Annotated in this window: 22 protein-coding genes and 3 pseudogenes; 17 read left to right on the forward strand and 8 right to left on the reverse strand. The window is 72.1% G+C overall.

The genetic code is table 11. The annotated features are described in order from the left end of the window. Window positions 1-109: 109 nt before the first annotated feature. Together NI17_RS06120 and NI17_RS06125 are read right to left on the reverse strand one after the other, a co-directional pair. Complete coding sequence (locus NI17_RS06120; protein ID WP_068692486.1) at window positions 110-925, reverse strand: AraC family transcriptional regulator; 816 nt, start codon at window positions 923-925, stop codon at window positions 110-112. 115 nt (window positions 926-1,040) lie between these two features. Continuing rightward, window positions 1,041-1,976, reverse strand: coding sequence for a class I SAM-dependent methyltransferase (locus NI17_RS06125; RefSeq protein WP_068692487.1), 936 nt, complete (start codon window positions 1,974-1,976; stop codon window positions 1,041-1,043). A gap of 160 nt (window positions 1,977-2,136) precedes the next feature. Between NI17_RS06125 and NI17_RS06130 the strand changes: the two genes are divergently transcribed. The 3 genes from NI17_RS06130 to NI17_RS06140 all read left to right on the forward strand — a co-directional run bounded on the left by NI17_RS06130 (window position 2,137) and on the right by NI17_RS06140 (window position 3,031). After that, the gene (locus NI17_RS06130; RefSeq protein WP_068692488.1) at window positions 2,137-2,370 is read left to right on the forward strand and encodes a hypothetical protein; all 234 of its coding nucleotides are present in this window, start codon (window positions 2,137-2,139) and stop codon (window positions 2,368-2,370) included. A 98-nt stretch (window positions 2,371-2,468) separates the two neighbouring features. Beyond that, complete coding sequence (locus NI17_RS06135; RefSeq protein ID WP_068692489.1) at window positions 2,469-2,792, forward strand: hypothetical protein; 324 nt, start codon at window positions 2,469-2,471, stop codon at window positions 2,790-2,792. Next, entirely contained in the window at window positions 2,765-3,031 is a 267-nt protein-coding gene (locus NI17_RS06140; protein WP_119267716.1) for a hypothetical protein, read from the forward strand. The genes NI17_RS06135 and NI17_RS06140 overlap by 28 nt, the downstream gene beginning before the upstream one ends. 254 nt (window positions 3,032-3,285) lie before the next feature. Here NI17_RS06140 and NI17_RS06145 read toward each other — a convergent pair whose 3' ends face one another. Together NI17_RS06145 and tnpA are read right to left on the reverse strand one after the other, a co-directional pair. After that, window positions 3,286-4,914, reverse strand: a complete 1,629-nt coding sequence (locus NI17_RS06145; RefSeq protein ID WP_068692491.1) for a cellulose-binding domain-containing protein — start codon at window positions 4,912-4,914, stop codon at window positions 3,286-3,288. Between the two features lie 1,046 nt (window positions 4,915-5,960). Next, a pseudogene (gene tnpA / locus NI17_RS06150) lies at window positions 5,961-6,387 on the reverse strand (IS200/IS605 family transposase). Window positions 6,388-6,411: 24 nt separating this feature from the next. Here tnpA and NI17_RS24380 point away from each other — a divergent pair. The 3 genes and pseudogenes from NI17_RS24380 to NI17_RS06165 form a co-directional block, all read left to right on the forward strand. Then, window positions 6,412-6,528 (forward strand): annotated as a pseudogene (locus NI17_RS24380) (helix-turn-helix domain-containing protein); the annotation flags it as partial. A gap of 103 nt (window positions 6,529-6,631) precedes the next feature. Next, window positions 6,632-7,060 carry an RNA-guided endonuclease InsQ/TnpB family protein gene (locus tag NI17_RS06160; protein ID WP_243597724.1) on the forward strand — a complete coding sequence of 143 codons (429 nt, stop codon included), beginning with the start codon at window positions 6,632-6,634 and terminating at the stop codon, window positions 7,058-7,060. Window positions 7,061-7,101: 41 nt separating this feature from the next. Beyond that, window positions 7,102-7,716 (forward strand): annotated as a pseudogene (locus NI17_RS06165) (RNA-guided endonuclease InsQ/TnpB family protein); the annotation flags it as partial. On the opposite strand, the gene NI17_RS06170 reads toward NI17_RS06165, so the two are convergent. Beyond that, window positions 7,649-8,803, reverse strand: coding sequence for an acyl-CoA dehydrogenase family protein (locus NI17_RS06170; protein WP_068692492.1), 1,155 nt, complete (start codon window positions 8,801-8,803; stop codon window positions 7,649-7,651). The pseudogene NI17_RS06165 and the gene NI17_RS06170 sit on opposite strands and share 68 nt — an antisense overlap. A 140-nt stretch (window positions 8,804-8,943) precedes the next feature. On the opposite strand from NI17_RS06170, the gene NI17_RS06175 reads away from it, so the two are divergent. Continuing rightward, complete coding sequence (locus NI17_RS06175; protein ID WP_068692493.1) at window positions 8,944-9,645, forward strand: TetR/AcrR family transcriptional regulator; 702 nt, start codon at window positions 8,944-8,946, stop codon at window positions 9,643-9,645. Window positions 9,646-9,790: 145 nt separating this feature from the next. Here the strand turns inward: NI17_RS06175 and NI17_RS06180 are convergent, their stop codons facing one another. After that, window positions 9,791-12,340 (reverse strand): penicillin acylase family protein, encoded by a 2,550-nt coding sequence (locus NI17_RS06180; RefSeq protein ID WP_068692494.1) that lies wholly within the window; start codon window positions 12,338-12,340, stop codon window positions 9,791-9,793. 259 nt (window positions 12,341-12,599) lie between these two features. Here NI17_RS06180 and NI17_RS06185 point away from each other — a divergent pair, with 259 nt between their 5' ends. From NI17_RS06185 to NI17_RS06225, 9 genes are all read left to right on the forward strand, one after another. After that, a complete protein-coding gene (locus NI17_RS06185; protein ID WP_243597641.1) occupies window positions 12,600-14,237 on the forward strand; it encodes an RICIN domain-containing protein in 1,638 nt (545 codons plus the stop codon). Window positions 14,238-14,358: 121 nt separating this feature from the next. After that, window positions 14,359-14,802, forward strand: a complete 444-nt coding sequence (locus NI17_RS06190; RefSeq protein ID WP_068692495.1) for an RNA-binding S4 domain-containing protein — start codon at window positions 14,359-14,361, stop codon at window positions 14,800-14,802. 424 nt (window positions 14,803-15,226) lie between these two features. Continuing rightward, window positions 15,227-16,549, forward strand: coding sequence for an aminotransferase-like domain-containing protein (locus NI17_RS06195; protein WP_068692496.1), 1,323 nt, complete (start codon window positions 15,227-15,229; stop codon window positions 16,547-16,549). Window positions 16,550-16,605: 56 nt separating this feature from the next. Further along, entirely contained in the window at window positions 16,606-17,556 is a 951-nt protein-coding gene (locus NI17_RS06200) for a D-alanine--D-alanine ligase family protein (protein ID WP_068692497.1), read from the forward strand. A gap of 116 nt (window positions 17,557-17,672) precedes the next feature. Then, window positions 17,673-18,701, forward strand: a complete 1,029-nt coding sequence (locus NI17_RS06205) for a DUF2330 domain-containing protein (RefSeq protein WP_068692498.1) — start codon at window positions 17,673-17,675, stop codon at window positions 18,699-18,701. Window positions 18,702-18,898: 197 nt separating this feature from the next. Then, on the forward strand, window positions 18,899-19,369 hold the full coding sequence (locus NI17_RS06210; RefSeq protein ID WP_068692499.1) for an NUDIX domain-containing protein: 471 nt from the start codon (window positions 18,899-18,901) through the stop codon (window positions 19,367-19,369). Window positions 19,370-19,901: 532 nt separating this feature from the next. Continuing rightward, window positions 19,902-21,380 carry a glycosyltransferase family 2 protein gene (locus NI17_RS06215; RefSeq protein ID WP_234402006.1) on the forward strand — a complete coding sequence of 493 codons (1,479 nt, stop codon included), beginning with the start codon at window positions 19,902-19,904 and terminating at the stop codon, window positions 21,378-21,380. Window positions 21,381-21,504: 124 nt separating this feature from the next. Beyond that, on the forward strand, window positions 21,505-21,684 hold the full coding sequence (locus NI17_RS06220) for a hypothetical protein (RefSeq protein WP_068692501.1): 180 nt from the start codon (window positions 21,505-21,507) through the stop codon (window positions 21,682-21,684). A gap of 98 nt (window positions 21,685-21,782) precedes the next feature. Next, the gene (locus tag NI17_RS06225; RefSeq protein ID WP_211329443.1) at window positions 21,783-22,565 is read left to right on the forward strand and encodes an alpha/beta fold hydrolase; all 783 of its coding nucleotides are present in this window, start codon (window positions 21,783-21,785) and stop codon (window positions 22,563-22,565) included. 179 nt (window positions 22,566-22,744) lie between these two features. On the opposite strand, the gene NI17_RS06230 is transcribed toward NI17_RS06225, so the two are convergent. Continuing rightward, window positions 22,745-23,089 carry a MerR family transcriptional regulator gene (locus NI17_RS06230; protein WP_068692502.1) on the reverse strand — a complete coding sequence of 115 codons (345 nt, stop codon included), beginning with the start codon at window positions 23,087-23,089 and terminating at the stop codon, window positions 22,745-22,747. A gap of 63 nt (window positions 23,090-23,152) precedes the next feature. Between NI17_RS06230 and NI17_RS06235 the strand changes: the two genes are divergently transcribed. Further along, complete coding sequence (locus NI17_RS06235) at window positions 23,153-23,923, forward strand: alpha/beta fold hydrolase (RefSeq protein WP_068692503.1); 771 nt, start codon at window positions 23,153-23,155, stop codon at window positions 23,921-23,923. 84 nt (window positions 23,924-24,007) lie between these two features. Here NI17_RS06235 and NI17_RS06240 read toward each other — a convergent pair whose 3' ends face one another. Continuing rightward, the gene (locus NI17_RS06240) at window positions 24,008-24,859 is read right to left on the reverse strand and encodes an SDR family oxidoreductase (RefSeq protein ID WP_068692504.1); all 852 of its coding nucleotides are present in this window, start codon (window positions 24,857-24,859) and stop codon (window positions 24,008-24,010) included. Window positions 24,860-24,864 lie beyond the last annotated feature (5 nt).

Consider the following 24,864-nt stretch of genomic DNA (forward strand, 5'->3'; position numbering starts at 1 on the left):
CATAACGGACACCGTGGGGCGCTGGCCCCGCTGACCAGCGACGACGCCGGGGCTCGGCGGCCCGGCGGGCGGTGCGCCCCGGAAGAGCCGACCGGTCGGGCGCCGCCGGTCAGGCGGTGTGGTACTGCCCGGGGGTCACGCCGGTGACCCGGCGGAACACCTCGATGAACGAACTGGGCCGGTCGTAGCCGACGGCCTCGGCGGTCTCGGCGACCGACAGCCCCGACGACAGCAGGGCCAGCGACACGTGGACGCGCAGCGCCTGCCTCCACTGGCCGAAGCTGTGGCCCGTCGACGCGAGGAAGGCGCGGGCGAGCGTCCGGGAGCTCACCCCGGTGAGGGCGGCCCACTCGCCCAGGGACCGCCGGTCGTCGGGGTGGTCCACGAGGTGCGAGACGATCGGCTCGATGCGCGGATCCAGCGGCAGCGGCAGGTCGAAACCGTGGGGGGAGGGTTCGAGCAGTTCGAACACGAGCCCTTCGGCGTGGCGTCGTGCGGCGTCGGAGATCCGCGTCCCCTCCAGGAACACGAGGAGTTCGTGCAGCAGCGGCACGATCCGGACGCTCACCGGGCCCTCGGGAAGGAACGTGCAGGTCGACGGCGAGAAATAGCTCGCGTGGAACTCCGCGCCGGCGGACAGGCGGCCGCTGTGCACGGTGCCCGCGGGAATCCACAGTCCCACGAGGTTCGGCAGCGCCCACAGACGCCGACCGATACGGACCCGCATGACACCGCGCCGCACCCACACCAGTTCGTGCACGGGGTGCGTGTGCGGCTCCCACTCCACCTGGCAGTCGGGGACGTCGGTCTCCGTCGCGATGACGAAGGGAATCTCGACGTCCGGGGCGAAGGGAACGGCGGGCCGCACGACCACGGGAGGGCGCCGTTCCCGCGCCGCGGAGTCCGCCCGTCTCCTCGTGCCCATGACCGCCCATTCTAGGGACGCACGAGGAGGAGGACCGATCGCTCCGGTGGTGAGCAGGACCACGGGGAGGAGCGTGCCGCGCGGGTGGCGGGGAGGGGAGCCGGACCGCGGCCCGTCATCGGGTGGCGATACCCCACACGGCCGTGTTGACGGGCCAGAAGGGCGATCGTCGGAACTTCCGCTCGCGGACGCGCAGGGTCGCGAATCCGGCCTCCCGCACGATGTCGACGGTGTGGCGGTGCGGATCGCAGCCTTCGAACAGCCACCCCCAGGGCCGCCGGATCGCCTGCTGCACCCGGGACCTGAAGCTCCCCGGCGGCGCCGCCACGTGCTCGACGAAACGGAACCGTCCTCCGGGGCGCAGGACGCGCCTGACCTCTTCCAGAACCTGCCGCGGGTCGGTGACCGTGCACAGCACCAGCGAGCAGATCACCTCGTCCACCGACGCGTCGGGCAGGGCGGCCGGGTCCAGGCGCGGGCCGGTCACCACGACGGTGCGCGGGTCCGGCACGTTCTCGGCGATGAGCGGCTGGGCTCGGATGACGCGGCGCAGCAGGGACGCGCCGACGCCGGAACCGCCGACCGCCGCGATGATGACGGTTTCGTCGGGGGCGTAGCCGAACTCCGCCCGCAGGGCCTCCCGGTCGCCGACCTCGGACGGGTCGAAGCCGGTGATGTGGCCCGCGAACCGGTAGTGGGCCTCGGTCCACTCGCGGATTCCCGGCAGTCCCGGACCGAAGGGGAGGTCCACGACGTCGTCGGGGTCTCCGACGAAGACGGAGAGGTCCCGGACGCCGGGATGGCGCTCGACGTGCTCCAGCATCTCGGCGTTGTGGTCGGCGGTCAGCAGCCGCTCCCGCTCCCCGCCCTCCGGCATGGGCACGTAGCCGACGAAGTCGGTGAGCCGGGCGAAACGCGCGTGCTTGGCCGAGGGGTCCTCGTGCAGGAAGTGGTCCACGTCCCAGGACTCGTCACCGACGACCAGGTCGTAGCGTTCGGTCTCCACGACGTCGAGGAACGTCATGGAGTTGGCGACGAGGATCTCGTCCATGCGGCGCACGGCCTCGAAGACGTTCAGGTCGTGCTCGCACGACTCGCTGACCAGGCGGCGGCCAGGACGCGGGTGACCGGGTCCTGGGCCAGCCAGTCGATCCGCGCCTCGGGCACGAGCGCGCGCAGCTCCCCTGGTCCGCTGCCTCACGGCGGCGGCGATGGGCGTGGGAGTGCTGGTCGGGGTCTCCGGTCCGGCCCGGGCCCAGTCGGAGTCGACCGCCGCGGCCCCGGTGGTGACCGGGTGGGAGCAGGTGCAGTCCCCGTCGGAGACCGACTCGAGGTTCTACAAGACCGCCGAGGCGAAGTGCCCCTCCGGTAAGAAGGTCGTCGGTGGCGGCGGCTGGGTGGTGGAGGACGGTCCGGACGAGACCGCCCCGAGCGGCTGGCGCTGACCCAGCTGGAGCCGAGGGACGACATCGACGGGAGCGGAAGGGACGGCTACATCGCGGCCGCGGCGGAGACCTCGCCCGGGGTTTCCGGTGACTGGTCGGTGACGGCGTACGCGATCTGCGTCGACGCCGACTCCGTGCCCGGCTGGCACATCAACCCCGAGTACACCGGGAGCACGAGCGACGCGGTGCAGCGCGAGACGGTCGGCTGCGGCGACCCGAACCGGCAACGGGTGGTCGGGACCGGCGCCCGGATCGACATCAGCCCCAGCTACCAGGGGGAGGTCGTGCTGCAGATGGCGCGGGCCTCGGGAACGGGCGACATCGCCAGGGCACAGTCGCACGAGGACGCCGACGGCTTCCCGGGCCCCACAGGCTGGCCGTCTACGCGATCTGCATGGACACCCCCCAGGGCTACGAGGTGAAGGGCACGGCGTCGCCCGAGCAGCACTCGGAGAGCCGGAAGATCGCCGTGGTGTCCTGCCCCTACCAGCAGGTGCTGGGCGCCGGCGGGGCGATCTCCATGAACGCGCCGGGCAACGTCTCGCTCCAGGCGATCATCCCCATCAGGGACCGTGCGTACGTCTCGGCGGCCGAGAACACGCCCACCAGGCAGAACTGGGACTACATCCTCGCCCGGACCATCTGCGTCGACCTGCCCTGAGTCCGACAGCCCCGGCACACCCCGCCGCTGCGTCGGATCGGGTGTGCCCCGGGACGGAAAAAGAGCCGCGGGCCACGGCGTCTGTCCCTTCCCCGACGCCGTGGCCCGCGGTTCCGCTGCGCCCACCCCCTCCACAGCCGCGCGGCTTCCCCGAGGCGGAGGCCCTGCCGTGGCGTTCGGGCTCACCGAGCGGGGGAGGTCCCGCCCCGGCGGGGACGCGGTGCCGGGGCGGGACCGTCGGGGTGTGGGAGGGATCAGGGACTGGTGCAGGTGATGTTGCCGGGCTCGGTGGAGGAGTTGCCGCTGGCGACGAAACCGAAGGTGACGGTGCCGTTGGCCGCGACGGTTCCGTTCCAGGGGGTGTTGCGCACCGTGACGGATCCGCTGGTCCCGGTGTTCTCGCCGTTCCAGAGGTTGCTGATGGACTGACCGGAGGCCAGGGTCATGCTGACGGTCCAGCCGTTGAGCGCGCTGGTGCTGTTGTTGCGGACCGACACCTCGCCCTGGAAGCCGCCGGACCAACTGTTGACCGTCCGGTAGCTGGCGGTGCAGGTGTCACCCGGGTCCCCCGGATCCCCCGGATCCCCCGGATCCCCCGGGTCGCCCGGATCCCCTGGGTCGCCCGGGTCACCGCCGTCGTCGGTCAGGACCGGAGTCTGCCAGTTCTTCCATTCGGACAGGTTGCCGGACTTGCTGGGCGAGATCCTGATCTGGCCGGGAGCGCTGCCCGTCCCCAGCAGGAACGCCTGGATGCTCTGCTGCAGGGGGGTCCTCCACTCGGACCTGGCAGCGCAGTGGGTGCCGTCCTGGACGTCGGACCAGTAGGTGATGTTGTCCTCCGCGCCGAGCGCCTTGTAGACCTCCGCTCCGGCCAGGGCCGCCACGCTTCCGGACCGGGCGCCCAGCCAGTCGACGTGGGGGTTCTCCATGATGAGCAGCCCCCGAGGCGCGATCATGGCCACGACCTCGTGCGTGTCCACCGGCAGCATGCTCGGGTTGCCCGTGTAGGAGCCGAACGCGTCGCCCAGCCACGGTTGCTCCGTGTAGGCGCTGTCCAGAGGCTGGGCGCCTGATTCCCGAGAGACCCCGCGGAAGATGGGGGCACCGCCGGTGCCCGACTCGATCGGCATGGTCAACGCGATGCGCTCGTCGAACGCACCGGTCACGAAGGCGCCCTTTCCGAACCGCGAGCATCCCGTGACGCCGGTCGCGTCCGCCCGGAGGATGTTGCCGCCCGACTGCTCGATGACGTCGATGATCCGGCTCACCCCCCAGGCCCAGGCGACCAGCAGCCCCGTGCTGCTCGAGGAGCCGTAGATGTCGTAGAACGCGCCCTGCTTGTTGCTTCGTGACGTGCCCTCGTTGCCGACCGTGTAGGGGTCGTAGTTGATGACGGCGGCACCGGCGGCCTTGATGGTGTCCGTGTCGGCTCCGAGCCCTCCCAGGACCACGACGGCCGGGAAGGGGCCGGAACCGCTCGGCAGGTCGACCGTCGCCGAGAAGCTGGAGCTTCTGCCCTGGTCGCTCACCTGCACGGTGATACGGTCCGTCGAGACCGTCCCCGTGACACTGTCGGGCTTGTCGGGCTTTTGGCCGTAGACGTACGTCTCCGCCAGCTCCATGATCTCCGCCCGTCGGCACCGCCAGTCGTCCTTGGTGGAGACCCGTGTGCCGTCCAGCTTCGTGAAGGGGTCGGGGAGCATGGAGTCGGCGGTCGACTGGCCCGGGCTGGGCACCACGCAGTCGGCGCCGCTGTTCTCAACGGCGGCCGCGACCTGCGTGACGGCGCTCGCCTGCGGGGCGAGGGTGGTGGTGACCAGGCTCGCGACGGCCACGAAGGCCGCGGCCGCCCACACCCGGGGCCGATATCGGTAGAAGCGCATTGAGATCTCCAGAGGAAAGCTCGCAGTCGAGGGGAACGGCCCCCTGCCGGACGGCACCGGGGCATGTGCCTGCCGGTGCGCGCCGGATGGGGGGAGAGTGTGCCGGTCCGGCCTGGCGGAGACGCCACCGCGGGCACGGTGACTGGGAAGGGGCATGTGGCCTCCCGCTGAGGGGGTGTCACGGTCGCAGGCCGGAACCAGGACTGGGGGAGCCCCCACGCTAATGGAGACTCTGAGTAGTTTCCCAGTATCAGAACGGAGTTTTTTTCGGATTCTTCCGGAAATTTTCGGACCAGACTCGCCGGGCGATCGGCAAGAGCGCAGCGACGGGGAACGTGACTGAGGCCGGTGCGCCCCCGAAGCTGCTGCATGTGCGCGGAAGTGATGGAGGGCGGGCCGGCGCGGCGGCCGGTGCGGGCATCCCACGGGGCGCCGATCTCACCGCTGCTGTGCGATGGGCCTCCTCCACCCTCGGTCTGAGATGTCGGGGTGGCGAATGGGGGCGGCTCTGACCGGGACGGTGATGCGGGTGATGCCGCACCGGGTTTCCGCAGCAGCCCCAGGCATCCGGGGAGGCCACGGCCTGTTCTGCACCGGATCTGTCGGAAGCTCGGAACTGACGCACCGACGGTGGTCGGTGCGGCGTCCTCCGATGGCGTGCCGGCAGGGTGTCCGGAAGGCTTTTTCGGACAGGGGCGCTCGCGGCGAAGCAGCGTCCCGGCCCGGCCGGGGTTGCTTTCCGGAGACCGGGACCAGCCGTCTTCGCGGCACAGGGCGAGACCGGGCATCATGCGCTGACGGACTACCACTGGGCGGACCAGGCGCCACCACGGAAGGAGACAGAGGCAGAGGCGCAGGCCACGGTGCTGGTGAACGGATGACTGGACAGCCGCGTAACAGCGCCCCGCCATCCCGGACTCTCGCCCCCAACGGGAAGCAGGCCACGGCGCCCCCGAAGACGCAGCGGCCTACCTTTGGTCCTGCGAGAGTGCCTTGACCGTGGGCACGGGTCCGCACGGTCCACCCGCGCTCACGGCCGGCCGTAGTCAGTCCGGCCGCTTCTGCTGCGCGATGTAGTCCTTGACACCTGCAGCGGCGCACCGCCGCACGAGCCCGCGAAGTGGGAGGGCGCCAGGACCGGCCGTGCATGATCGCCCGGTTGATCCGGCCGGTGGACTCCGCGCGCAGACGGCGGGACGAGACGCCCTTGAGGCTGCTGACCAGGCTGGCGAGCGCGACCTTCGGCGGGTGGTGCACGAGCAGGTGAACGTGGTCGGCCTCCCCGTCGAACTCCTTCGACTCCGCCCCGAAGTCCTCGCAGACCTTGCCCATGACCTCTTCGCAGCGCCTCAGCATCCCGCCGTCCAGGACTCCGCGCCGGTACTCCGCGACAAGGACCAAGTAGGCATGAAGGGGGTGGACAACCGTCCGTCCCCTGCGGATACCAGGGCCTGGTTCCCACCGTGGTGACATGGGCCAATGGCAGAATGAATCGCCGTGCGGCTTCGGTACAGCTTCCGCCTGTACCCGAGTGCCGGTCAGCGCGCGGCGTTGGCCAGAGCGTCCGGGTGCGCGCGGGTCGTCTTCAGCGACGCGCTCCGCGTCCGCGAGGAGGCCCGCGCGACCGGGGCTGCCGTTCCTCGTCTCGGCGGAACTGTCCCAACGTCGCACAGCCGCGAAGAAGACCCCGCAACGGGTCTGGCTCGGCGAGGTCCTGGTGCTCCGGCAGTCCCTGCGGGACCTGGACACGGCGTACCGGAACTTCTTCGACGGCCTCAAAGGCAAACGCCCCAGGATGGGGCCTCCCCGGTACAAGTCCCGCAAGGACGACCGGCAGTCGATCCGTTTCACCGCGAACGCCTCGTGGCGGATCACGACCGGCGGGAAGCCGCGCCTGCCGAAGGTCGGTGACGTGCGGGTGAAGTGGTCCCGGACACTGCCGTCCACCCCGTCCACCGTGACGGTCATCAAGGACGCCGCGGGCCGGTACTTCGCCAGCTTCGCCGTCTCAACCGGCCCCGAGGAAGTCCTCCCCGCCACCACGCCCGAGATCGGCATCGATCTCGGCTTGGGGCACTTCGCCGTCCTCTCCGACGGCACCGGGATCGACTCCCCGCGCTTGCTGCGTCGGGCCGAAAACGCCTGAAGAAGGCACAACGGGCGCTGTCGCGCAAGCAGAAGGGCTCGGCCAACCGGGACAAGGCCAGAGCCAGGGTTGCCCGTGCTCACGTGCGGGTGGCTGATGCGCGCCGCGAGTTCCACCACCAGCTCTCCACTCGGCTGGTCCGCGACAACCAAGCGATCGCCGTGGAAGACCTGTGCGTGAAGGGACTCGCCCGCACGCGCCTGGCCAAATCCGTGCACGACGCCGGATGGGCGCAGTTCGTGGCCATGCTGGCCTACAAGGCCGCCCGGTACGGGCGCACCCTGGTGAAGACCAACCGTTTCGAGCCGACCTCGCAGGTCTGCTCGGCATGCGGCGCCAAGGACGGTCCCAAGCCCCTGCACGTCCGCGAGTGGACGTGCCAGGCGTGCGGGACCGTCCTCGACCGGGACGTCAACGCGGCCGTGAACATCGGCCGGGCCGCCGGACTGGCGGTGTCAGCCTGTGGAGCGCAGGTAAGACGGGCACCCGTGCCCGCGCGGCGCGGTGAAGCAGGAACCCACCCGAAGCGGCCCACACAGCCCGTGGGGAAGCAGGCGGGAATCCCGGGCCCTCAAGCCCGGGAGGATGTCAATTCAGCAACTGCCGCGCCATCACCAGGCGCTGGATCTGGTTGGTGCCCTCGTAGATCTGGGTGATCTTGGCGTCGCGCATCATGCGTTCCACCGGGTAGTCGCGGGTGTAGCCGTAGCCGCCGAGAAGTTGCACGGCCTCGGTGGTGATCTCCATCGCCACGTCGGAGGCCAGGCACTTGGCGGCGGCGCCGAAGAAGGACAGGTCGGCGTCGCCGCGTTCGGACTTGGCGGCGGCGACGTAGACCATCTGGCGGGCCGACTCCAACTTCATGGCCATGTCGGCGAGCATGAACTGGATGCCCTGGAAGTCGGCGACGGCCCTGCCGAACTGCTTGCGTTCCTTGACGTAGCCGAGCGCGTAGTCGAGCGCGCCCTGGGCGATGCCCACGGCCTGGGCGCCGATGGTGACGCGGGTGTGGTCGAGGGTGCGCAGCGCGGTGCGCAGGCCGTCGCCCACCTCGCCGACCAGGCGGTCGCCGGGAAGGCGGACGTTGTCGAAGACCAGTTCGCGGGTGGGGGAGCCCTTGATGCCCATCTTCTTCTCCGGTTCGCCGAAGGAGAAGCCGGGGTCGTCGATGTGGACGACGAAGGCGCTGACGTTGCGGCCGCGGGGGCCGTCGGGGTCGGTGACGGCCATGACCGTGTAGTACCTGGACACCCCCGCGTTGGTGATCCAGGACTTCTGGCCGTTCAGGATCCAGTCGTCGCCGTCGCGGACCGCGCGGGTGCGCATGCTGGCGGTGTCGGAGCCGGCCTCGCGTTCGGACAGGCCGTAGGAGAACATCGCCTCACCCGAGGCCAGCGGAGTGAGGTAGCGCCGCTTGAGGTCCTCGGAGCCGGCGAGGATCAGCGGCATCGAGCCGAGCTTGTTCACCGCCGGGATCAGGGAGGAGGAGGCGCACGCCCGGGCGACCTCCTCGATGACGATGCAGGTGGCGAGTGCGTCGGCGCCCGCACCGCCGTACTCCTCGGCGACGTGGGGGGCGTGGAAGTCGCTGGCCCGCAGCGCGTCGTAGGCCTCCTGGGGGAAGCGGCCGGTCTCGTCGACGTCGGCGGCGTGCGGGGCGATCTTGTCCTCGGCGACGGCACGGATGGCTTCGCGGAGCGCCTCGTGCTCCTCGGACATGCGGTAGAGGTCGAAGTCACTCATGGGGGTCTCCTTGCCTGGCATTCATCCCAAGTATGACACTACGTCTCAGTAAAGGGAACTGAGTCTCATTCGTGGAGGGAGGACCCGATGTGCGGGACAATGAGCCGTCATCGTGGGACGGACGGGGACGAGGAGAGCTGATGACCGAGCGCGCGGGTGGTCGCGGAGTCGTGGCCGCGGCGCTGCGGCTGTTCGACGAGCGGGGCTTCGAGGCGACCACCATGGACGACATCGCGGTGGCCGCCGGGGTGAGCCGCAGCACCCTGTTCCGGCGGTTCGGTTCCAAGGACGACCTGCTCTTCGCCGACCACGAGGAACTCGTGGAGTCGGTGCGCACCCTGCTGGCGGCCTCGCACGAGGACCCGGTCGCCGCGGTGTGCACCGCGGCGCGCATGGTGCTGCGCTCCTACACCGGTCAGCCCGACCTGGCGGTGCGCCGGTACCGGCTGGTCCGGGCGCGTCCGGCGCTGCGCGACCGCGAGCTCGCGATGACGGCGCGCTACCAGTCGCTGTTCACCCAGCACCTGGCGGGCGGGCACGGTGACGAGTCGCGGATGCTGGCCGCCGAGGTGCTGGCCGCCGCGGTCATCGCCGCGCACAACCACGTGCTGCGGGTGTGGCTGCGTGACCCGGGGGCGCGCAGTCCCTCGCCGATGGAGCGGTTGGACGAGGCGCTGGCGTTCGTGGTGGCCACCGTCGCTCCTCCGCTGCGCGGGGCCGACCCCCGGCCGTCGCCCGCTCGGGGGGACGACGCGGTCCTGGTGGCGGTCTATCCCGAGGGCGCCTCGCACGAGGAGGTCATCGCCCGGGTCCGGACCGCCCTGGAGTCGGCGCGGACGTGAGCGTGGACACCGCGGCGGACACGCTGCTCCGCGGCTCCGTGCGGCGGGCGGTGCCGCCGTGGACGACGCGCCCGCGAGTCGGTGGCACGCGCGCCGGAGCGGCCCCGTCCCCCGGGCGGGAGGCGGGGCCGCGGTGCCGTGCGGCTCAGGGGCGCAGGACCAGGGTGTGTTCGGCGGCCTCCTCCACCGCGGCGCGACTCATCCGCATCGGGGTGGTCGCGCCCTCGGCCCACAGCTCCATCTGGTCGTCGTAGTGGGGGTGGAAGGCGTGGCCGGAGTTCCCGGTCAGGTTGACCCACCGGGAGCCGTCCGGCTCGGCCAGGTCCACCACCATGCGCATCGACGGGACCGTGGTGATCTCATACCCCCGTGCCGGGTTCCAGCCGGTGGCGTTGACGATGCTGGATCCGCCGCCCGCCGCCACGGGGCCGCGGTTGAACAGCCACTCCACGGCGGCGATCCCGGACTCGCCGAAGGAGGCGTTGCGCGCGGTCAGGGTGTGCAGGTCGCCCCACCGCCACTCGGCCGGGTCGTCGCCGAGCAGCCCGGTCAACTCCTCGGAGGCCCGCTCCATGGCCAGTGCCAGGGCCTCCTCCCGGCTGTCGGCCTCCGCGCCGTGCCACCAGGCGGATTCGGGGTCTGCCACCAGGTCGGCCAGCAGCAGCCAGGCGCGCGAGGCGCCGATTCCGGGGTTGGCGCCGAGTTCGTCGAAGACCAGCGGCACCAGGTGGCGGTAGGTGGCGTTGTAGAAGGCCGCGGCGGCGGAGTCGACGTCCTGTTGGAAGTCCCAGTCGGCGAGCAGCCGCCGGGCGCGCTCGGCCGTGCCGTCGAGTTCGACCTCCAGCAGGTGCGGCACGAGGGCGCGCGCCCCGGTGTTCTCGTTGTCCATCTGGAGGGCGAGCATGTCGTCGACGGTCAGGTCGCCCTCGGCGACCGCCTCGTCGAGCAGGGTGTTGATGCGCTGGGAGCGGTAGCCGTAGTCCCAGTCGGCGGTGAGCAGGTGCGGGTAGCCGGAGTCGACGACCGCCTGGTTGGCGGTGACGATGACGCCGGAGTCGGGGTTGAGGACGGTGGGCAGTTCCTCGAAGGGGATGTAGTCCTTCCAGTCGTGGGCGGAGTCCCAGCCGGGGGCGGGCCAGCGGCCGTCGCCCCTGCCGCGCACGGGGATCCTGCCGGGGGCCTGGTAGCCGATGTTTCCGGCGGTGTCGGCGTAGACGAGGTTCTGGGCGGGGACCTCGAAGGAGCGCGCCGCCTCGCGGAACTCCTCGAAGCTGCGGGCCCGGTTCAGCCGGAAGACCGCCTCGGCGGTGCGTCCGGGGCTCAGGGCGGTCCAGCTGATGGCGACCGCGTAGTCGCCGTCCTGACGGGTCTCGGCGGGTGCGCCGTCGGCGGTGACGGGAGCGTGCTCGGCGAAGTCGCGCAGTTGCGCGCCCAGTTCGGGGTCCGACAGCAGTGGGCCGTGGCGGGAGGAGCGCACGGTGATCTCCACGTCCTCTCCTCCGGCGACCTCGATGGTCTCGGTGCGGGTCTCCAGCGGTTCGGGTTCGCCGTCCACGATCGCGGCGTCGCCCTCGATCTTCTCCAGGTACAGGTCGACGACGTCGGGGCCGAGGTTGGTGAATCCCCAGGCGATGGTGTCGTTGGCGCCGATGACCACGCCGGGCAGGCCGGGGAAGGTGAATCCGGTGACGTCGAAGGGGCAGGAGGAGTCGACGGACGAGCAGTGCAGGCCCATCTGGTACCAGATGGACGGCATGACCGCGCCCAGGTGGGGGTCGTTGGCCAGCAGCGGCAGTCCGGAGGCGGTGTGCTCGCCCGAGAGCACCCAGGAGTTGGAGCCCAGTTCGGAGGAGGCGGGGCCGAGGGTGCGGGGGATCGCGTCGAGCGGGGCGTGCAGGTCGGCGAGGGCCCGTACGGCGGCGGTGTCGGGAACCTCCGCGGGGGCGCCCTCGGTGGAGGCGAGGGTGAACTCGCCGTCGCTGACGCTGCCCCCGGCGACGATCGGCTCGTGGGTGTCCTCGGGGTAGGCGGGGTAGAGTTCCTCGACCTGCTGGCGGGTCAGCCCGGCGGCGAGCAGGGAGGCGCGGGCGATCTCGTCGTCCATGTTGCCGACCAGGTCCCAGGCCATCGCCTTGAGCCAGGCCAGGCTGTCGACGGGCGTCCACGGTTCGATTCTGTAGTCGCCGTTGGTGGCCGCCAGCACCGCGTACTCCAGGCTGACCTCGGTGTTCGACCTGCCGTCGAGGTAGGCGTTGACGCCGTCGGCGTAGGCGGTCAGGTAGGCGCGGGTGTCGTCGTCGAGCAGGTCGTACTCGGCCTCGGCGACGCGGCGCCAGCCCATGGTGCGCAGGTAGGCGTCGGTGGGGACCTGGTCGGCGCCGAACAGTTCGGCGAGCCGCCCGGCGGTGACGTGGCGGTTGAAGTCCATCGCCCAGAAGCGGTCCTGGGCGTGCACGTAGCCCTGGGCGGCGAACAGGTCCTCGGGGGTGTCGGCGTAGAGGTGGGTGATGCCGTACTCGTCGCGGTGGACGGTGACGGGGGCGCTCAGGCCCGGCAGCGCCACCTCACCGGAGACGTCGGGGAAGGAGCGCCGGACGGTCCAGACGCCGAGTGCTGCGGCGATGACGAGGAGCGCCACGACGGCGGCGAGAACGCCGAGCAGCCAGCGTCGTAGGCGGGGCAGGGCAACAGACATGGGATGACTCTAGGAGCGGCGGTGTGCGGTGGAGCACATTCTCGGTATCGCTTCCGCAACGCCGGGACGCTGGTGGGGCGGGTGGAACGGGAACGCGAGAGATTGATGCGCACCGTGGATGCGTTGACACACTCCGTGACTTTTCCTAGTTTTTCGGAAAGCGCTTTCGCGTCGGTTCGCGGCCCCCTCGGAAACGGTGGCCGCGGACCTCCCTCCCCGTCCGGCGCACCGCCGGACGCGATCCCCACGGAGGTACCACGTGTCCCTGACCATGACCGCCCGGCGGCGACGGCCGTCGCCGGGGCGGCTGCTTCTCGCGTTCGGCGGTGTCGTCGCGCTCGCGGCGGCGCTTCTTGTCGTCGTCGCGCGCCCCGCCGCCGCGGCGGCGATCGACACAGACGCCTACTACGTGCTGGTCAACCGGCACAGCGGCAAGGCGATGGACGTCTGGGAGTGGTCGACCGACAACGGCGGTGAGATCCGCCAGTACGACAACCTCGGCGGCCACAACCAGCAGTTCCGGTTCGTCTCCGCCGGGGACGGCTACTACGTGCTGGTCAACCGGCACAGCGGCAAGGCCGTCGACGTGTGGGAGCACTCCACCGCCGACGGCGCCGAGATCCGCCAGTACGACGTCACCCACGGCCACAACCAGCAGTTCCGCGTCGTGGACTCCGCCGGCGGCGACGTGCGGCTGGTCAACCGCAACAGCGGCAAGGCCCTGGAGGTGTGGGAGTGGTCCACCGACAACGGCGCCCGCCTGTCGCAGTACACCGACCACGACGGCGCCAACCAGCGCTGGCAACTGGTCAGGGTCGACGGCAACGGCGGAGGAGGCGGCACGGGTGAGTGCGGCAGCGGCTCCTACCACGCCGAGGTGACCAGGAACGGCGGCACCTGGACCGCGCGCAACGGCGGCTCCACCCGCTACACCGGCTCCGACATGCTGCAGGCGATGCGCGCGGCCGTCGACAGCCTCACCCCCGGACGCACGTCCAAGGAGCGGGTGGTGGTGCGCGGCTCCGGCACGGTGAGCGCCGCGAGTTCGCTGGACCTGCCCAGCCACACCGTGCTGGAGGTGTGCGGAACCATCGACGTGACCGGCAGCCCTTCGGCCAACAACGCGGTGGTGCGCATCCGCAACGCCCACAACGTCGAGGTGCCCCACATCACCGTCACCGGCTCGCCCTACTTCGGGATCTTCGTGCGCAACGCCTCCGACGTCCACTTCGGCCAGCTCGACCTGCGGCTGTCCGGAGGACTGGGCGTGCGCGTGGACAACCACGACAACCGCGGCGTGCGCACCCGCAACGTCAGCATCGACCACGTCTACGTGTCCGGTACCGGCAACCACGGCGTGGAGACCTACGGTGTCGACGGCCTGGACATCGGCACGGTCGTGGCGCGCGACACCGCCTACTCGGGGCTGCTGCTCAACGACACGATCAACGCGACCGTCGACCTGGTCGACGCGGAGAACGCCGGAACCGGCACCGGCTACGCGGCCTTTCGCATGGCCAACCGCAACGGACGCGTCGGCGACGGTTACCCGGTCAACATCCGGGTGGGCGAGGTGCGGGCGCGCGGCGGCGGCCGGGGCGTCTTCTGCGTCTCCGAGAGCGGCGGCGCGGTGATCGACCGGATCGACCTGGCGGGCACCGGCAACAACGCCATCCTCATCGAGAACTGCTACAACGTGACGCTGGCCAACCAGTCGGGCACGGTGCGCGACTCCGGGGAGATCCGCATCGCCGCGCGGTCGGAGTTCCCCAACACCGCCGACGTCACCATCCAGAACCTGACGGTGACCAACACCGCCATCAGGGAGAGCCCGTGCGGTGACAACGTCACCTTCCGCAACATCACCCGGAACAACAGCAGCTACAACGTCTGCTGACCGGGGACGGTCCGCGACGGAGGCGGGCCCGTTGACCCGCGGGTCCGGGCCCGCCTCCGCGGGAACCGGCAGGTGGGGGCGTCCGCCGACCGCGCCGGACGCCGGACGCTAGGCTGGGACCGTGCACGACCACGACGTAGGACAGGACCAGGCCCGCGCCGAGCAGCCGAAGACGTCGGCGCCCCCGCTGCCGCCCGGACCGCCCGCCACGCGCGTGGACCGCTGGCTGTGGGCGGTGCGCATCACCAAGACCCGCTCCGACGCCGCCCAGGCGTGCCGGGCCGGGCACGTCCGGATCAACGACAAACCCGCCAAACCCGCCACTCCGGTGAAGGCGGGTGACCGGGTGCGGGCGCGCGTCAACGGCGTCAACCGGATCGTCGAGGTCTCCCACGTGATCGAGAAACGGGTGGGCGCGCCGATCGCGACGCGCTGCTACGTCGACCACACCCCGGCGGTGCCGCCGGAGTTCGCCGTGCCGGTGGCCCGGCGCAGCCGCGGCGCGGGACGCCCCACCAAGCGTGAGCGCCGCCAGATCGACCGGCTGCGCGGTTTCGGCCTCTGACCTCCGTTCCCCGCCCCAAGGCGGGGGTTCCCGCCACGGTCGCGTGACCGTGGTCCTCCTTGCCGGGCCGGTCGACGAGGGGCCGCCGGGGGGTGCCGCGCCGCTCCGCCGAGCGGTGACGGCGTCCGGCCGGACGCCGAGGCGGATCCGCCTCGGCCCTGAGGGGCGGGGCGGTCCCGGACGGAACCGGTGGCATCCGGTACGCGGCCTCCGTGAGGAGGTTTGCACGGGGCCGCATGTGGCCACTGGGAGTGCGGGGGCGGGCGAGTGCGTACACTTGCCGGTAATCAACCGGGGCGTCGACGGCGGGGAGGGGTGCGCCAGCGCATCCGTTGGTGTCCGTCTCCGGATCTCGGACCGCGGCACGCGGCCCCGTCCGTCGGCCTTCCGGTTCGTACGGGTCCTTCACAAGCGGAGGTGGATCGTGTCCGTTGATCCCCGAGAGTCCCAGCCCAACCCGCAGGGTTCGCGCATCGACCCCTACGTCGGCTCCTACGCAGCACGAGCCGCGGGGATGGTGGCCTCGGAGGTCCGCGCACTGTTCGCCGTCGCCTCCCGACCCGAGGTGGTCTCCCTCGCCGGAGGCATGCCCAACATCAGCGCGCTGCCGCTGGACACTCTCGGGGAACTCGCCCAGCAGGTCGTCGTCGAACAGGGCCGTACCGCGCTGCAGTACGGCTCCGCCCAGGGCGATCCGGTACTGCGCCAGCAGATCTGCGAGGTCATGGCCCTGGAGGAGATCGACGCCAGCCCCGACGACGTCATCGTCACCGTCGGCTCCCAGCAGGCGCTGGACCTGATCACCAAGGTCTTCGTCGACCCCGGCGACGTGGTGCTGACCGAGGGCCCCACCTACGTCACCGCCATCAACACCTTCGCCGCCTACCAGGCCCGTATCGAGCACGTCGTGATGGACGACGACGGTGTGGTGCCCGAGGCGCTGGAGGAGCGGCTGGCCGACCTCGCCCGCGACGGGGTGCGTGTCAAGTTCTTCTACACCGTGCCGACCTTCAACAACCCCGCCGGGGTGACGCTCTCGGCGGAGCGCCGCAGGCGGGTCATGGAGATCTGCGAGCGGTTCAACCTGCTGGTCGTGGAGGACAACCCCTACGGCCTGCTGCGGTATGAGGGCGACCCGGTGCGCCCGCTGCGCGCCGACTCCGAACGCAACGTCATCTACCTGGGCTCCTTCTCCAAGACCCTGTCCCCCGGTTTCCGGATCGGGTGGGCGCTGGCGCCGTCGGCGGTGCGCGACAAGCTCGTGCTGGCCGCCGAGTCGGCGATGCTCAGCCACTCCAACTTCAACCAGGCGGTGGTGGGGCGCTACCTGGCCACCCAGCCGTGGGCGGAGCAGATCAAGGAGTTCAACGAGATGTACCGGGCCCGCCGCGACGCCATGCTGGCCGGCCTGGAGGCGCTCATGCCGTCGGGGTGCTCCTGGACCAGGCCCGAGGGCGGCTTCTTCGTGTGGGCGACGGTCCCCGAGGGGATCAACGTCAAGTCCATGCTGCCCAGGGCCGTCAACGAGCGGGTCGCCTACGTTCCGGGCACCGGCTTCTACTACGGGGGCGGCGGGCAGCGCAACATGCGGTTGTCGTTCTGCTATCCCACCCCCGAGCAGATCCGTGAGGGGGTGCGCCGCCTGGTGGGAGTGCTGGAGGGCGAGATCGAGCTGCGCGACACCTTCGGCGGCGTGTCGGCGTCGGGTGGCCGGGGCGGCGAGGCGCCGGCACCCGACCTGCCGTAGGAGACCAGCAAGCCGTGACCACAGCAGCAGGACAGGGACAGAAAGAGGGCAGGACCGTGGCCGACCTGAACCGGGTGCTCGTGCTCGCCGGAGGGCTGTCGCCCGAACACGAGGTGTCGGTGCGATCGGGACGCCGGGTCGCCGAGGCGCTGCGCCGTCTCGGTGTGGAGGTGCAGACCTGCGATGTCGGTCCGGGACTGCTCGGCACCATGTCCGCCGACCCGCCGCAGGTGGTGTTTCCGGTGCTGCACGGAACCTCCGGTGAGGACGGCGCGATCCGCGAGGTCCTGGAACTGTCCGGTGTCCCCTACGTGGGCGCGCGGCCCGACGCCTGCCGTGTCGCCTACGCCAAGCCCATCGCCAAGACCCTGGTCGCCGAACGGGGGGTCGCCGTGCCGCGCGGCCTGGCCCTGCCCAAGTCGCTCTTCCACGACCTGGGGGCGCCCGCGGTGCTGGAGCGGATCGTGGCGATGCTGGGCCTGCCGCTGTTCGTCAAACCCGACCAGGGCGGTTCGGCGTTCGGGGCGGCGGCCGTCAACGACGCCTCCGAACTGCCCTCGGCCCTGGTCGGCTGCTTCGCCTACAGCGACACCGCGCTGATCGAGCAGCAGGTGAAGGGCACCGAGATCGCGGTGGGCGTGCTGGACCTGGGGGATGGTCCGGTGGCGCTGCCCGCGGTGGAGATCGTGCCCGACGGCGGGGTCTACGACTACGCCGCCCGCTACACCGCCGGGCGCACCGAGTTCTTCAGTCCGGCGCGACTGTCGGAGGAGGTGGCCCGCGCCGCGGCGGATGCGGCCGTCACCGTCCACCGCACCCTGGGCCTGCGGGACGTCTCGCGCACCGACCTCATCGTGGACGGGTCCGGACGCGTGTACTTCCTGGAGGTCAACGTCTCCCCGGGGATGACCGGCACCTCCACCCTGCCGCTGGCCGTGGAGTCGGCGGGGATGGACTTCGCGGTGGTCTGCCGCGAACTGGCGCACCGCGCCCTGCTGCGGGGCTGAGAGACCCGGGAGGGCCCGCCGGATCACCGTATGGTCACGATCGGCGGGCCCCTCGTCTTCTTCGCGCTGTGCGGCGTCGGATCATCCGAACTGTCAGACGGGCGCGGGGAGGGTGCATGCGTGCGGCGGTCCGGCGGGGCTCGGCGGTGGTGGCGGTGACGGTGCTCGCGGTCGCGGCGGGGTGGGCCGCCCCGTCGTGGGCGTGCGGGTGCGGGGCGATGGTCGGTGACGTCGACGTGTACGGGGAGAGCACCGTCGTGCACTTCGCCGACGGAGTGCAGACCGTGGTGCTGCAACTGGAGGCGCGGTCGCAGGACAGTGCGGCGGCCCTGCTGCTGCCCACGCCGGCCCCGGCCGAGGTGGCGCTGGGCGACGCCGCGGTGTTCGAGGAACTCGGGGAGGTCTCCGCACCCCGCACCGAGTACGTCGACCGGTGGTGGCCCTCGGGGGAGGGGGCGGTGGCGGGCGCGCCCGCGGGCGGGGTGGCGGTCCTCGACCGCGTCGGGTTGGGGCCGTTCGACGCGGCCACGCTCGCCGCCGACGACGCCGCCGCGCTGCACGACTGGCTCGACGACAACGGTTTTGCGCTGGAGGACGACCTGGCCGAGGCGCTGGAGCCGTACGTCGCCGAGGGCTGGTACTACGTCGCGGTGCGCCTGGACGCCGAGAAGGCCGCCCTGTCGGGTGCGCTGGAGCCGGTGGAGGTGACCTTCCCCGCGACCGAACTGGTCTATCCGATGCGGTTGACCGCGCTGTCGGATCGCGGCCAGTACGCGCGCCTGTACCTGTTGGCCGACCACCGCATGGACCGCGTCGACGACGTGCCGGTGGACTCCCGACTGCGCTTCGCGGGACGGCTGACGGCCGCCGACGTGGAGTCGGAGCGGCTGCGCGACCTCGTCGGCTCCGACGGCGTGTTCCTGACCACCCTGGACCACGACATCTGGGACCCCTCGGAGTTGACCGGGGACTTCGTGTTCGCGCCCGCCGCGGACGACACCCCCTACCAGGAGGTGGTGCGGATGGAGCGGACCGTGCGGATCCTGGGCTTTCCCGCCGGGCCGTTCTCCGTGGTGCTCGGCGCGTTGACGCTGCTGGTGGCGGGCGTGCTCGTCGCGCGGCTCGTGGCGGGCGCGCGCCGCTGAGGCCTGCGTTGTCCGGCCGGGAGCGCCGGTGTGGCAGGATTCTCGGGGGAGGGCCGGACAGCCGGGTAAGGACATGCGCGACCTCGTCGGGCTGGTCGGGCGGGTGTCATACCAGTCGCGCGTGTCGCCCTCCCCCCGCCCGCGGGTTGGGCCGGGGACGGCGGTTCGCCTGTGCGGCGGGGCGCTAGCCTGCCACCATGACCGGTCTTCTGCCCCCCGCCCAGTGGTTCGCGAGCCTGCCGACGTCCTACCTCGCCGCGTCCGGACTGATCACCGACACCGGTGGCCGGGTGCTGCTGGTGGATCCCAACTACCGCGAGGACTGGACGATGCCGGGCGGGGTGGTGGAGGACGGGGAGGCCCCGCACCTGGCGTGTGAGCGGGAGGTCGCCGAGGAGGTGGGGCTGTCGGTGCGCGCCGGACGGCTGCTGGCGGTGCACTGGAGCGCGCCCCGCGGGCAGCGGCCCAGGGCGTTCACCTCTTTTGTCTTCGACTGCGGTACCGTCGCGCCCGGCACGCCGATCCGGTTGCAGGAGGAGGAGCTGGACGGGTACGTCTTCGCCGAACCCGACGAGGCCGTCCGCCTCATGCATCCGCTGCTGGCTCCCCGCCTGGAGGCGGCGCTGCGCGCCCGCGAGCGCGGCGAGACCGGCTACGTCACCTCCTGAGACTGGTCCCGGGAGGTCAGGAGAGGGCGAGGCGTTCCGGGGCGGGATGCCGCGGTTGCGTCTGCACCGACGGGTGGTCGGGAGAACATCCGGTGCCACGGGGCCGGGAAGCCCGTGGTGTACGACATCTCCCCGGCGCGGGTGGGCCGGGAGAACACCGGACACCGCAGGCGGGTGCCCTGGTACGGGGCCGCCCGGAAGCGCGGGGAGGTGGAGCAACCGGACCGGATGGTGACCTTCGTCACGTTGGGTTGGTGCTGGTGGGCGAATAAGGCCGCGGCCAGCGGGGGAGACTGAGAATGTCGCTGGCCCAGGGTAGCGTCGAAGCGCCGTAACGGTGACCGTACGGTCGCGGGCGCGTCGCCGAGGAGGACGGACTCGGCGACGCGCCCCGTCATGTTCGGGCAGGGCCCCTGAACGGAGGGGTGCTTGCGCCACCCTCTATAGTTACCCTGTGCATCTATTCGAGTACGCACCGTCATGTATGGTCGGTGCCTCTCCCCACGGACCCGCCGAGCACCTCGGTCCACGCGTGTTCCGCAACGACTGGAGCGTGCTGGACCCGCCCGAGGTGGGGGCCTGGGCACCCGGTCCGACCGTCAGCATCGTCATTCCCGTCCGCGACGACCAGACCCGCCTCGACCTGGTCCTGGCCTGCCTGGCCCGCCAGACCTATCCCGAGCACCTGATGGAGGTGGTCGTCGTCGACGACCACTCCGCGACACCGCCGCGCCTGCCCGGCCTGCGCCCTGACCGCTGCCGGATCGAGGCCGCCCCGCCCCACGGATGGGGGCCCGGACACGCCCGCGCCCACGGCGCCCGCGTCACCACGGGGGAGGTGCTGTGCTGGCTCGACGCCGACCTGCTGGTCGAGGCCACCCTCGTGGAGGCCCTGGTCCGCTGGCAGCACGCCCACCCCCGCGCGGTGGCCCTGGGAGACGTCCGCTACGCGACGGTCAGCGCGCTCGACCCCGCCGAGGCCGCCGGACTCGCCGCGGGCCGCGCCCTGCGCCACCGCCTCACCGACGCCCCGCCCCATCCCCGCGTCGAACGGCTCCTGGCGCGCAGCGACAACTTACGCGACGCCGACAGCCAGGGCTTCCGGGCCTTCGTCGGCTCGTGCGTGACGATGAGCCGCACGCTGTACGAGGCCGCGGGCGGCGTCGACCCCGCCCTCGCCCTGGGCCACGACACCGAACTCGGCTACCGGCTGTGGCAGGCGGGCGGGGTGTTCGTGCCCGACCGCTCCGCCCGCGCCTGGCACCTGGGCAGCGCGACGGTCAACCGCACCCGCGTGCCGGGCACGCGCAGCGACGCGCTGTCCGACCTCGTCCCCTACGCGCGCTCCCCGCACCGACCGCGGCGGCGCGCGCAGTGCCGCGTGCCGCTGGTGCGTGTCGTCGTCGACGTGGACCAGCACCCCTACGAACTGGTGCGTGCCTGCGTGGACCGGCTGCTGGCCTGCGACGGGCCCGACCTGGAGGTCGTCCTGGCGGCCGACTGGGACACCGCGGGGGAGACCTGGCTGGAGGCGCGCCTGATCCAGGCCCACTACCTCGCCGACCCCGGGGTCCGGTTCGTCCCCGCCGCGCCCCGCACCGGATTTCCCGCCCCCTACCTGCTCCGGGTGCCCGTGACCTGCGGGGTGGGACCGCAGACCGTGGCGCGGATGGTGGAGCGCGCCGAGTGGGCGGGCGCCGGGGTCGTCGAACTCGTCCACGGCCACGACGCACGCCTGACGCTGTGGCGCACCCGCGCGCTGTCCCGGGCGCTGGGCGCGCACGACGCGGGGGAGGAGTTGGTCGAGGCGGTGGCCGCGGTGCACGGCCGCTACCGGATGCACGGGGGTGCCGAGGTCGTCGATCTGTCCTCGCGGGTCGGCTTCCCGGAGGGAGCGGGTGACTGCCCGCGCCGCCGGATTCCGTCCGCCCTCGTCCGTCCGTGGCGCCGCCTCACCGCGGCGGCCCTGCGCGGCCTCGACGTCGTGCGGCGCCGCCTGCGGGTGCGCTGAACCCGGTCCCGGGCGGGCGGTCCGTGCCCGGGGCAGGCAGGGGGGACGCGGCGGGGAGCCGAGGCGCGGTGGCACCCGTCGTACTGTCCGGCGTCGGACACGTACCGCGGCGGGAGGCCCGGCCGTGTACGGCACGTCGGCGCCGGGAGGACCACTCCGTTTCTTCCTGCTGACCTTCGCGTTCTCCGTCCCCTTCCGGACTCTCGGCCTCCTCGTCGAGACCCCCGACGGGGTTCCCACGGGTGTGCCCGTCAGCGCGCTCATGCTCGTCTGCCCGATCACCGCGGCGGTCCTCCTCACCTGACGTGAGGGGGGAGCGGCGGCGCGTCCCCGCCGGGCCGGCTCCACGGCCTCGACGGACGGCGACTGCTGCCGCACCGCTCGGGCAGCGGTCCGGCCGCGGTGTTCCTGCCCGGCGCGGACCTGGTCGGCCTGGACTACCTCACCGTCCACGACCGGATCCGCGGGTTCACCACGAGCGTGGTCTACGACCGCGCCGGGACCGGCTGGAGCGACCCGGTCGACCTGCCCCGCACCGGCGCGGAGGTCGTCGACGAACTCCACGGACTCCTGCACGCCTGCGGTGTGGCCGCGCCCTGCGTGTTCGTCGCGCACTCCCAGGGTGGCGCCTACGCGCGCCGCTTCGCCCAGCGCTTCCCCGACGAGGTGGCGGGCCTGGTGTCGCTCGAGGGCTTCCACGGGGACTGGGACACCCACATGCCGCCCGGGGCGCGGCAGCGCGAGGCGGAGCGGACACCCGAACCGGAGCTGACCGAGGAGGTCCTCGAGCAGTTCCGCGGCCTGCTCACCCGGACGTACGCGGACTTTCCCGCCGGTGTCGGCGAGATCCTCGTCGAGTGCCACCTCAGCCCCGAGTGGCTGGCCGCCGGTGCGCGGGAGAGGAACGTCGCCGACCTCGCCGACGAACTCCGAAACGCCGGAGACGTGCCCGACACGCCGCTGATCGTACTGGTCGGCCTCGGGTTCGGCTCCGGCCAGGAGCTGCTGCTGCCACCCGAGGCCCCCAAGCGGCTCAACGGCGGCAGACGCGCCCTGTTCACCGCCGTGACCGAGGCGGCCGACCACGGTGAGCTGCGCCTCCTCGGCGACGCCGCGCACAGCACGATCCACGTCGACCGCCCGGACGCCGTGGTCCGGGACCTGCTCGACCGGCTGCGCCGCTGAGAGGCGGCTCGGCCCGCCCGGATCTCCCCGCCCACGGGGGCCGGTGCCCGCCCCGACCGGCGGTCGGACCGCCAGGAGTGTCCACACGGGAGAGCGGCCCCGCCCCGTCGGGGCCCACCCGCGTGAGCCGACCGGAACGGTCCTGGCCGGGGAGGCTCCCGCCCTCTGCGGGGCGCCGCTCAGGCGTCCGCGAGGTAGCCCGCCAGCATGTCGCGGCTCCGACGCAGATCCTCGATCCGGGCGTCCACCTCGGCCAGCCGCCGCCGCAGGGCGCGTGTCACGCTGGGGCACAGATCCAACCGGGTCGGCTCCCCGTCGGCGCACGGCAGCACGGTGGCGATCACCTCGGTGGACATCCCCGCGGCCAGCAGCGCCCGAACGTGCCCGACGACCCGCACCGCGTCGTCGTCATAGACCCGGTAGCCGTTGGCGCCGCGCCGACTGCGCAGCAGTCCCTGCTCCTCGTAGTAGCGCAGCATCCGGCGGCTCACTCCGGTCCGCGCGGAAAGCTCCCCGATCAGCATGCGATCTTCCTCACCCGGCACGCGTTTGACCCTCACACCGATGTGAATCCCTAACGTTGCCGCATGACTGAATATTTCGCACATATCACCAAGGGGAACGGGCCCGGGCTGCTGCTCGCGCACGGCGCGGGCGGCGGTGTCGAGGCCAACTTCGGTCCGGTTCTCGACGACCTCGCCGCGACGCACACCGTGGTCGGAGCGGACTATCCGGGATCAGGCCGCACCCCGCGCGCAGAGGGGCCGCTCGACCTGGACGAGCTGGCCGACACGCTCGTGGACACCGCGGTGGCGGCCGGGGTCGAACGCTTCACGGTCCTGGGATACTCGCTGGGAACCGCGGTCGCCGTCCGCGCGGCGGCCCGCCACCCCGAGCGGGTCACCGCGCTCGTGCTCACCGCCGGGTTCGCCCGACTCGACAACCGGTCCCGACTGGCCGTGGACGTCTGGCGTGCCCTGCTGGACGGCGACCCGCGGCTGACCGCCCGCTACCTGACCCTGGCCGCCGCCGGGGACGCCTTCCTCAACGCGCTCGACCCCGCCGTGCTGGAGGGCGCCGTCGAGGCGCTGGCCGCCTCGCTGCCCGAGGGAAGCCGGGAGCAGGCCGACCTGGCGGCGGCGGTGGACACGCGGGCGGACCTGCCCGGCATCCGCGTTCCCACACTGGTGGTCGCGGCCACCCGGGACGCCCTCGTCTCCCCGGACCTCTCCCGCGAACTGGCCGAGCACATCCCCGGCGCGCGGCTGGTCGAGATCGCGGCCGGGCACTCCGTCGCCACGGAGGCACGCGACGAGTGGCTCGCCGCGGTGCGGGACTTCCTCGCGGACGTCGGCTGACCGGCCCCCGGTGCGGCGCGACCCGGTGCTCGACGACGGCTGAACCCCGGCCGCTGTCGGCGCGGTGGGCGGGTCCCCGACGGCTCAGCCCACCTGGATCTCCCCGCCCACGGGGGTCAGCACCTGACCCGAGTAGTAGGACGACAACTGTCCGCTGGCGAAGAACACGTAGGACGGGGCGATCTCGTCGGGGTCGGCGGCGCGCTCCATCGGGGCCTGCTGGCCGAAACCCTCCACCTTCTCCTCCGGCAGGGTCGCGGGGATCAGCGGCGTCCACACCGGTCCCGGTGCCACGCAGTTGACGCGGATGCCCCGCTTCATGTAGTGCTGGGCCAGGCTGTGCGTCAGGTTCATCACCGCGGCCTTGCTGGCGGCGTAGTCGATGAGCGAGGAGTTGCCGCGCAGTCCGTTGATGGAGCCGGTGACGATCACCGATCCGCCGTCGGGCATCTTCGGGATGGCCGCGCGCAGCAGCCAGAACACGCTGAGCACGTTCACGTCGAAGGTGCGGCGCAGTTGCTCGGTGGACAGTTCGGCGAAGTCCTGAACCGGCGTCTGCACGGCGTGGTGGGCCACCAGCACGTCCAGGCCCCCGAACTCGGCGGCGGTGCGCTCCACCGCCTCGGTGCACTGCGCCTCGTCGGCGAGGTCGCCGGGCAGCAGCAGGCTGCGCCGCCCCTCGCCCTCGACCAGACCGGCGGTGTGGCGGGCGTCCTCGTGCTCCGACAGGTAGGCGATCGCCACGTCCGCGCCCTCCTTGGCGAAGGCCGCCGCCACCGCCCGGCCGATCCCGGAGTCGCCGCCCGCGATCAGGGTCCGCTTGTCACGCAGCAGACCGCTTCCGGTGTACTCGCGCATCTCGTCGCGGGGACGCGGCACCATGCCTTTGGTCTGTCCCGGATAGGGCTGCTTCTGCGCCGGAGGATGCTGCGCCATGGCCG

It is taken from the genome of Thermobifida halotolerans, assembly GCF_003574835.2.
GTDB classification, from domain to species: Bacteria; Actinomycetota; Actinomycetes; order Streptosporangiales; family Streptosporangiaceae; genus Thermobifida; species Thermobifida halotolerans.

Coding starts and splice junctions, on each gene's coding strand:
- NI17_RS06120 (WP_068692486.1), bottom strand. CDS start 925: ATGGGCACGAGGAGACGGGCGGACTCCGCGGCGCGGGAACGGCGCCCT.
- NI17_RS06125 (WP_068692487.1), bottom strand. CDS start 1,976: ATGGACGAGATCCTCGTCGCCAACTCCATGACGTTCCTCGACGTCGTG.
- NI17_RS06130 (WP_068692488.1), top strand. CDS start 2,137: ATGGGCGTGGGAGTGCTGGTCGGGGTCTCCGGTCCGGCCCGGGCCCAG.
- NI17_RS06140 (WP_119267716.1), top strand. CDS start 2,765: ATGGACACCCCCCAGGGCTACGAGGTGAAGGGCACGGCGTCGCCCGAG.
- NI17_RS06145 (WP_068692491.1), bottom strand. CDS start 4,914: ATGCGCTTCTACCGATATCGGCCCCGGGTGTGGGCGGCCGCGGCCTTC.
- NI17_RS06170 (WP_068692492.1), bottom strand. CDS start 8,803: ATGAGTGACTTCGACCTCTACCGCATGTCCGAGGAGCACGAGGCGCTC.
- NI17_RS06175 (WP_068692493.1), top strand. CDS start 8,944: ATGACCGAGCGCGCGGGTGGTCGCGGAGTCGTGGCCGCGGCGCTGCGG.
- NI17_RS06180 (WP_068692494.1), bottom strand. CDS start 12,340: ATGTCTGTTGCCCTGCCCCGCCTACGACGCTGGCTGCTCGGCGTTCTC.
- NI17_RS06205 (WP_068692498.1), top strand. CDS start 17,673: ATGCGTGCGGCGGTCCGGCGGGGCTCGGCGGTGGTGGCGGTGACGGTG.
- NI17_RS06210 (WP_068692499.1), top strand. CDS start 18,899: ATGACCGGTCTTCTGCCCCCCGCCCAGTGGTTCGCGAGCCTGCCGACG.
- NI17_RS06230 (WP_068692502.1), bottom strand. CDS start 23,089: ATGCTGATCGGGGAGCTTTCCGCGCGGACCGGAGTGAGCCGCCGGATG.
- NI17_RS06235 (WP_068692503.1), top strand. CDS start 23,153: ATGACTGAATATTTCGCACATATCACCAAGGGGAACGGGCCCGGGCTG.
- NI17_RS06240 (WP_068692504.1), bottom strand. CDS start 24,859: ATGGCGCAGCATCCTCCGGCGCAGAAGCAGCCCTATCCGGGACAGACC.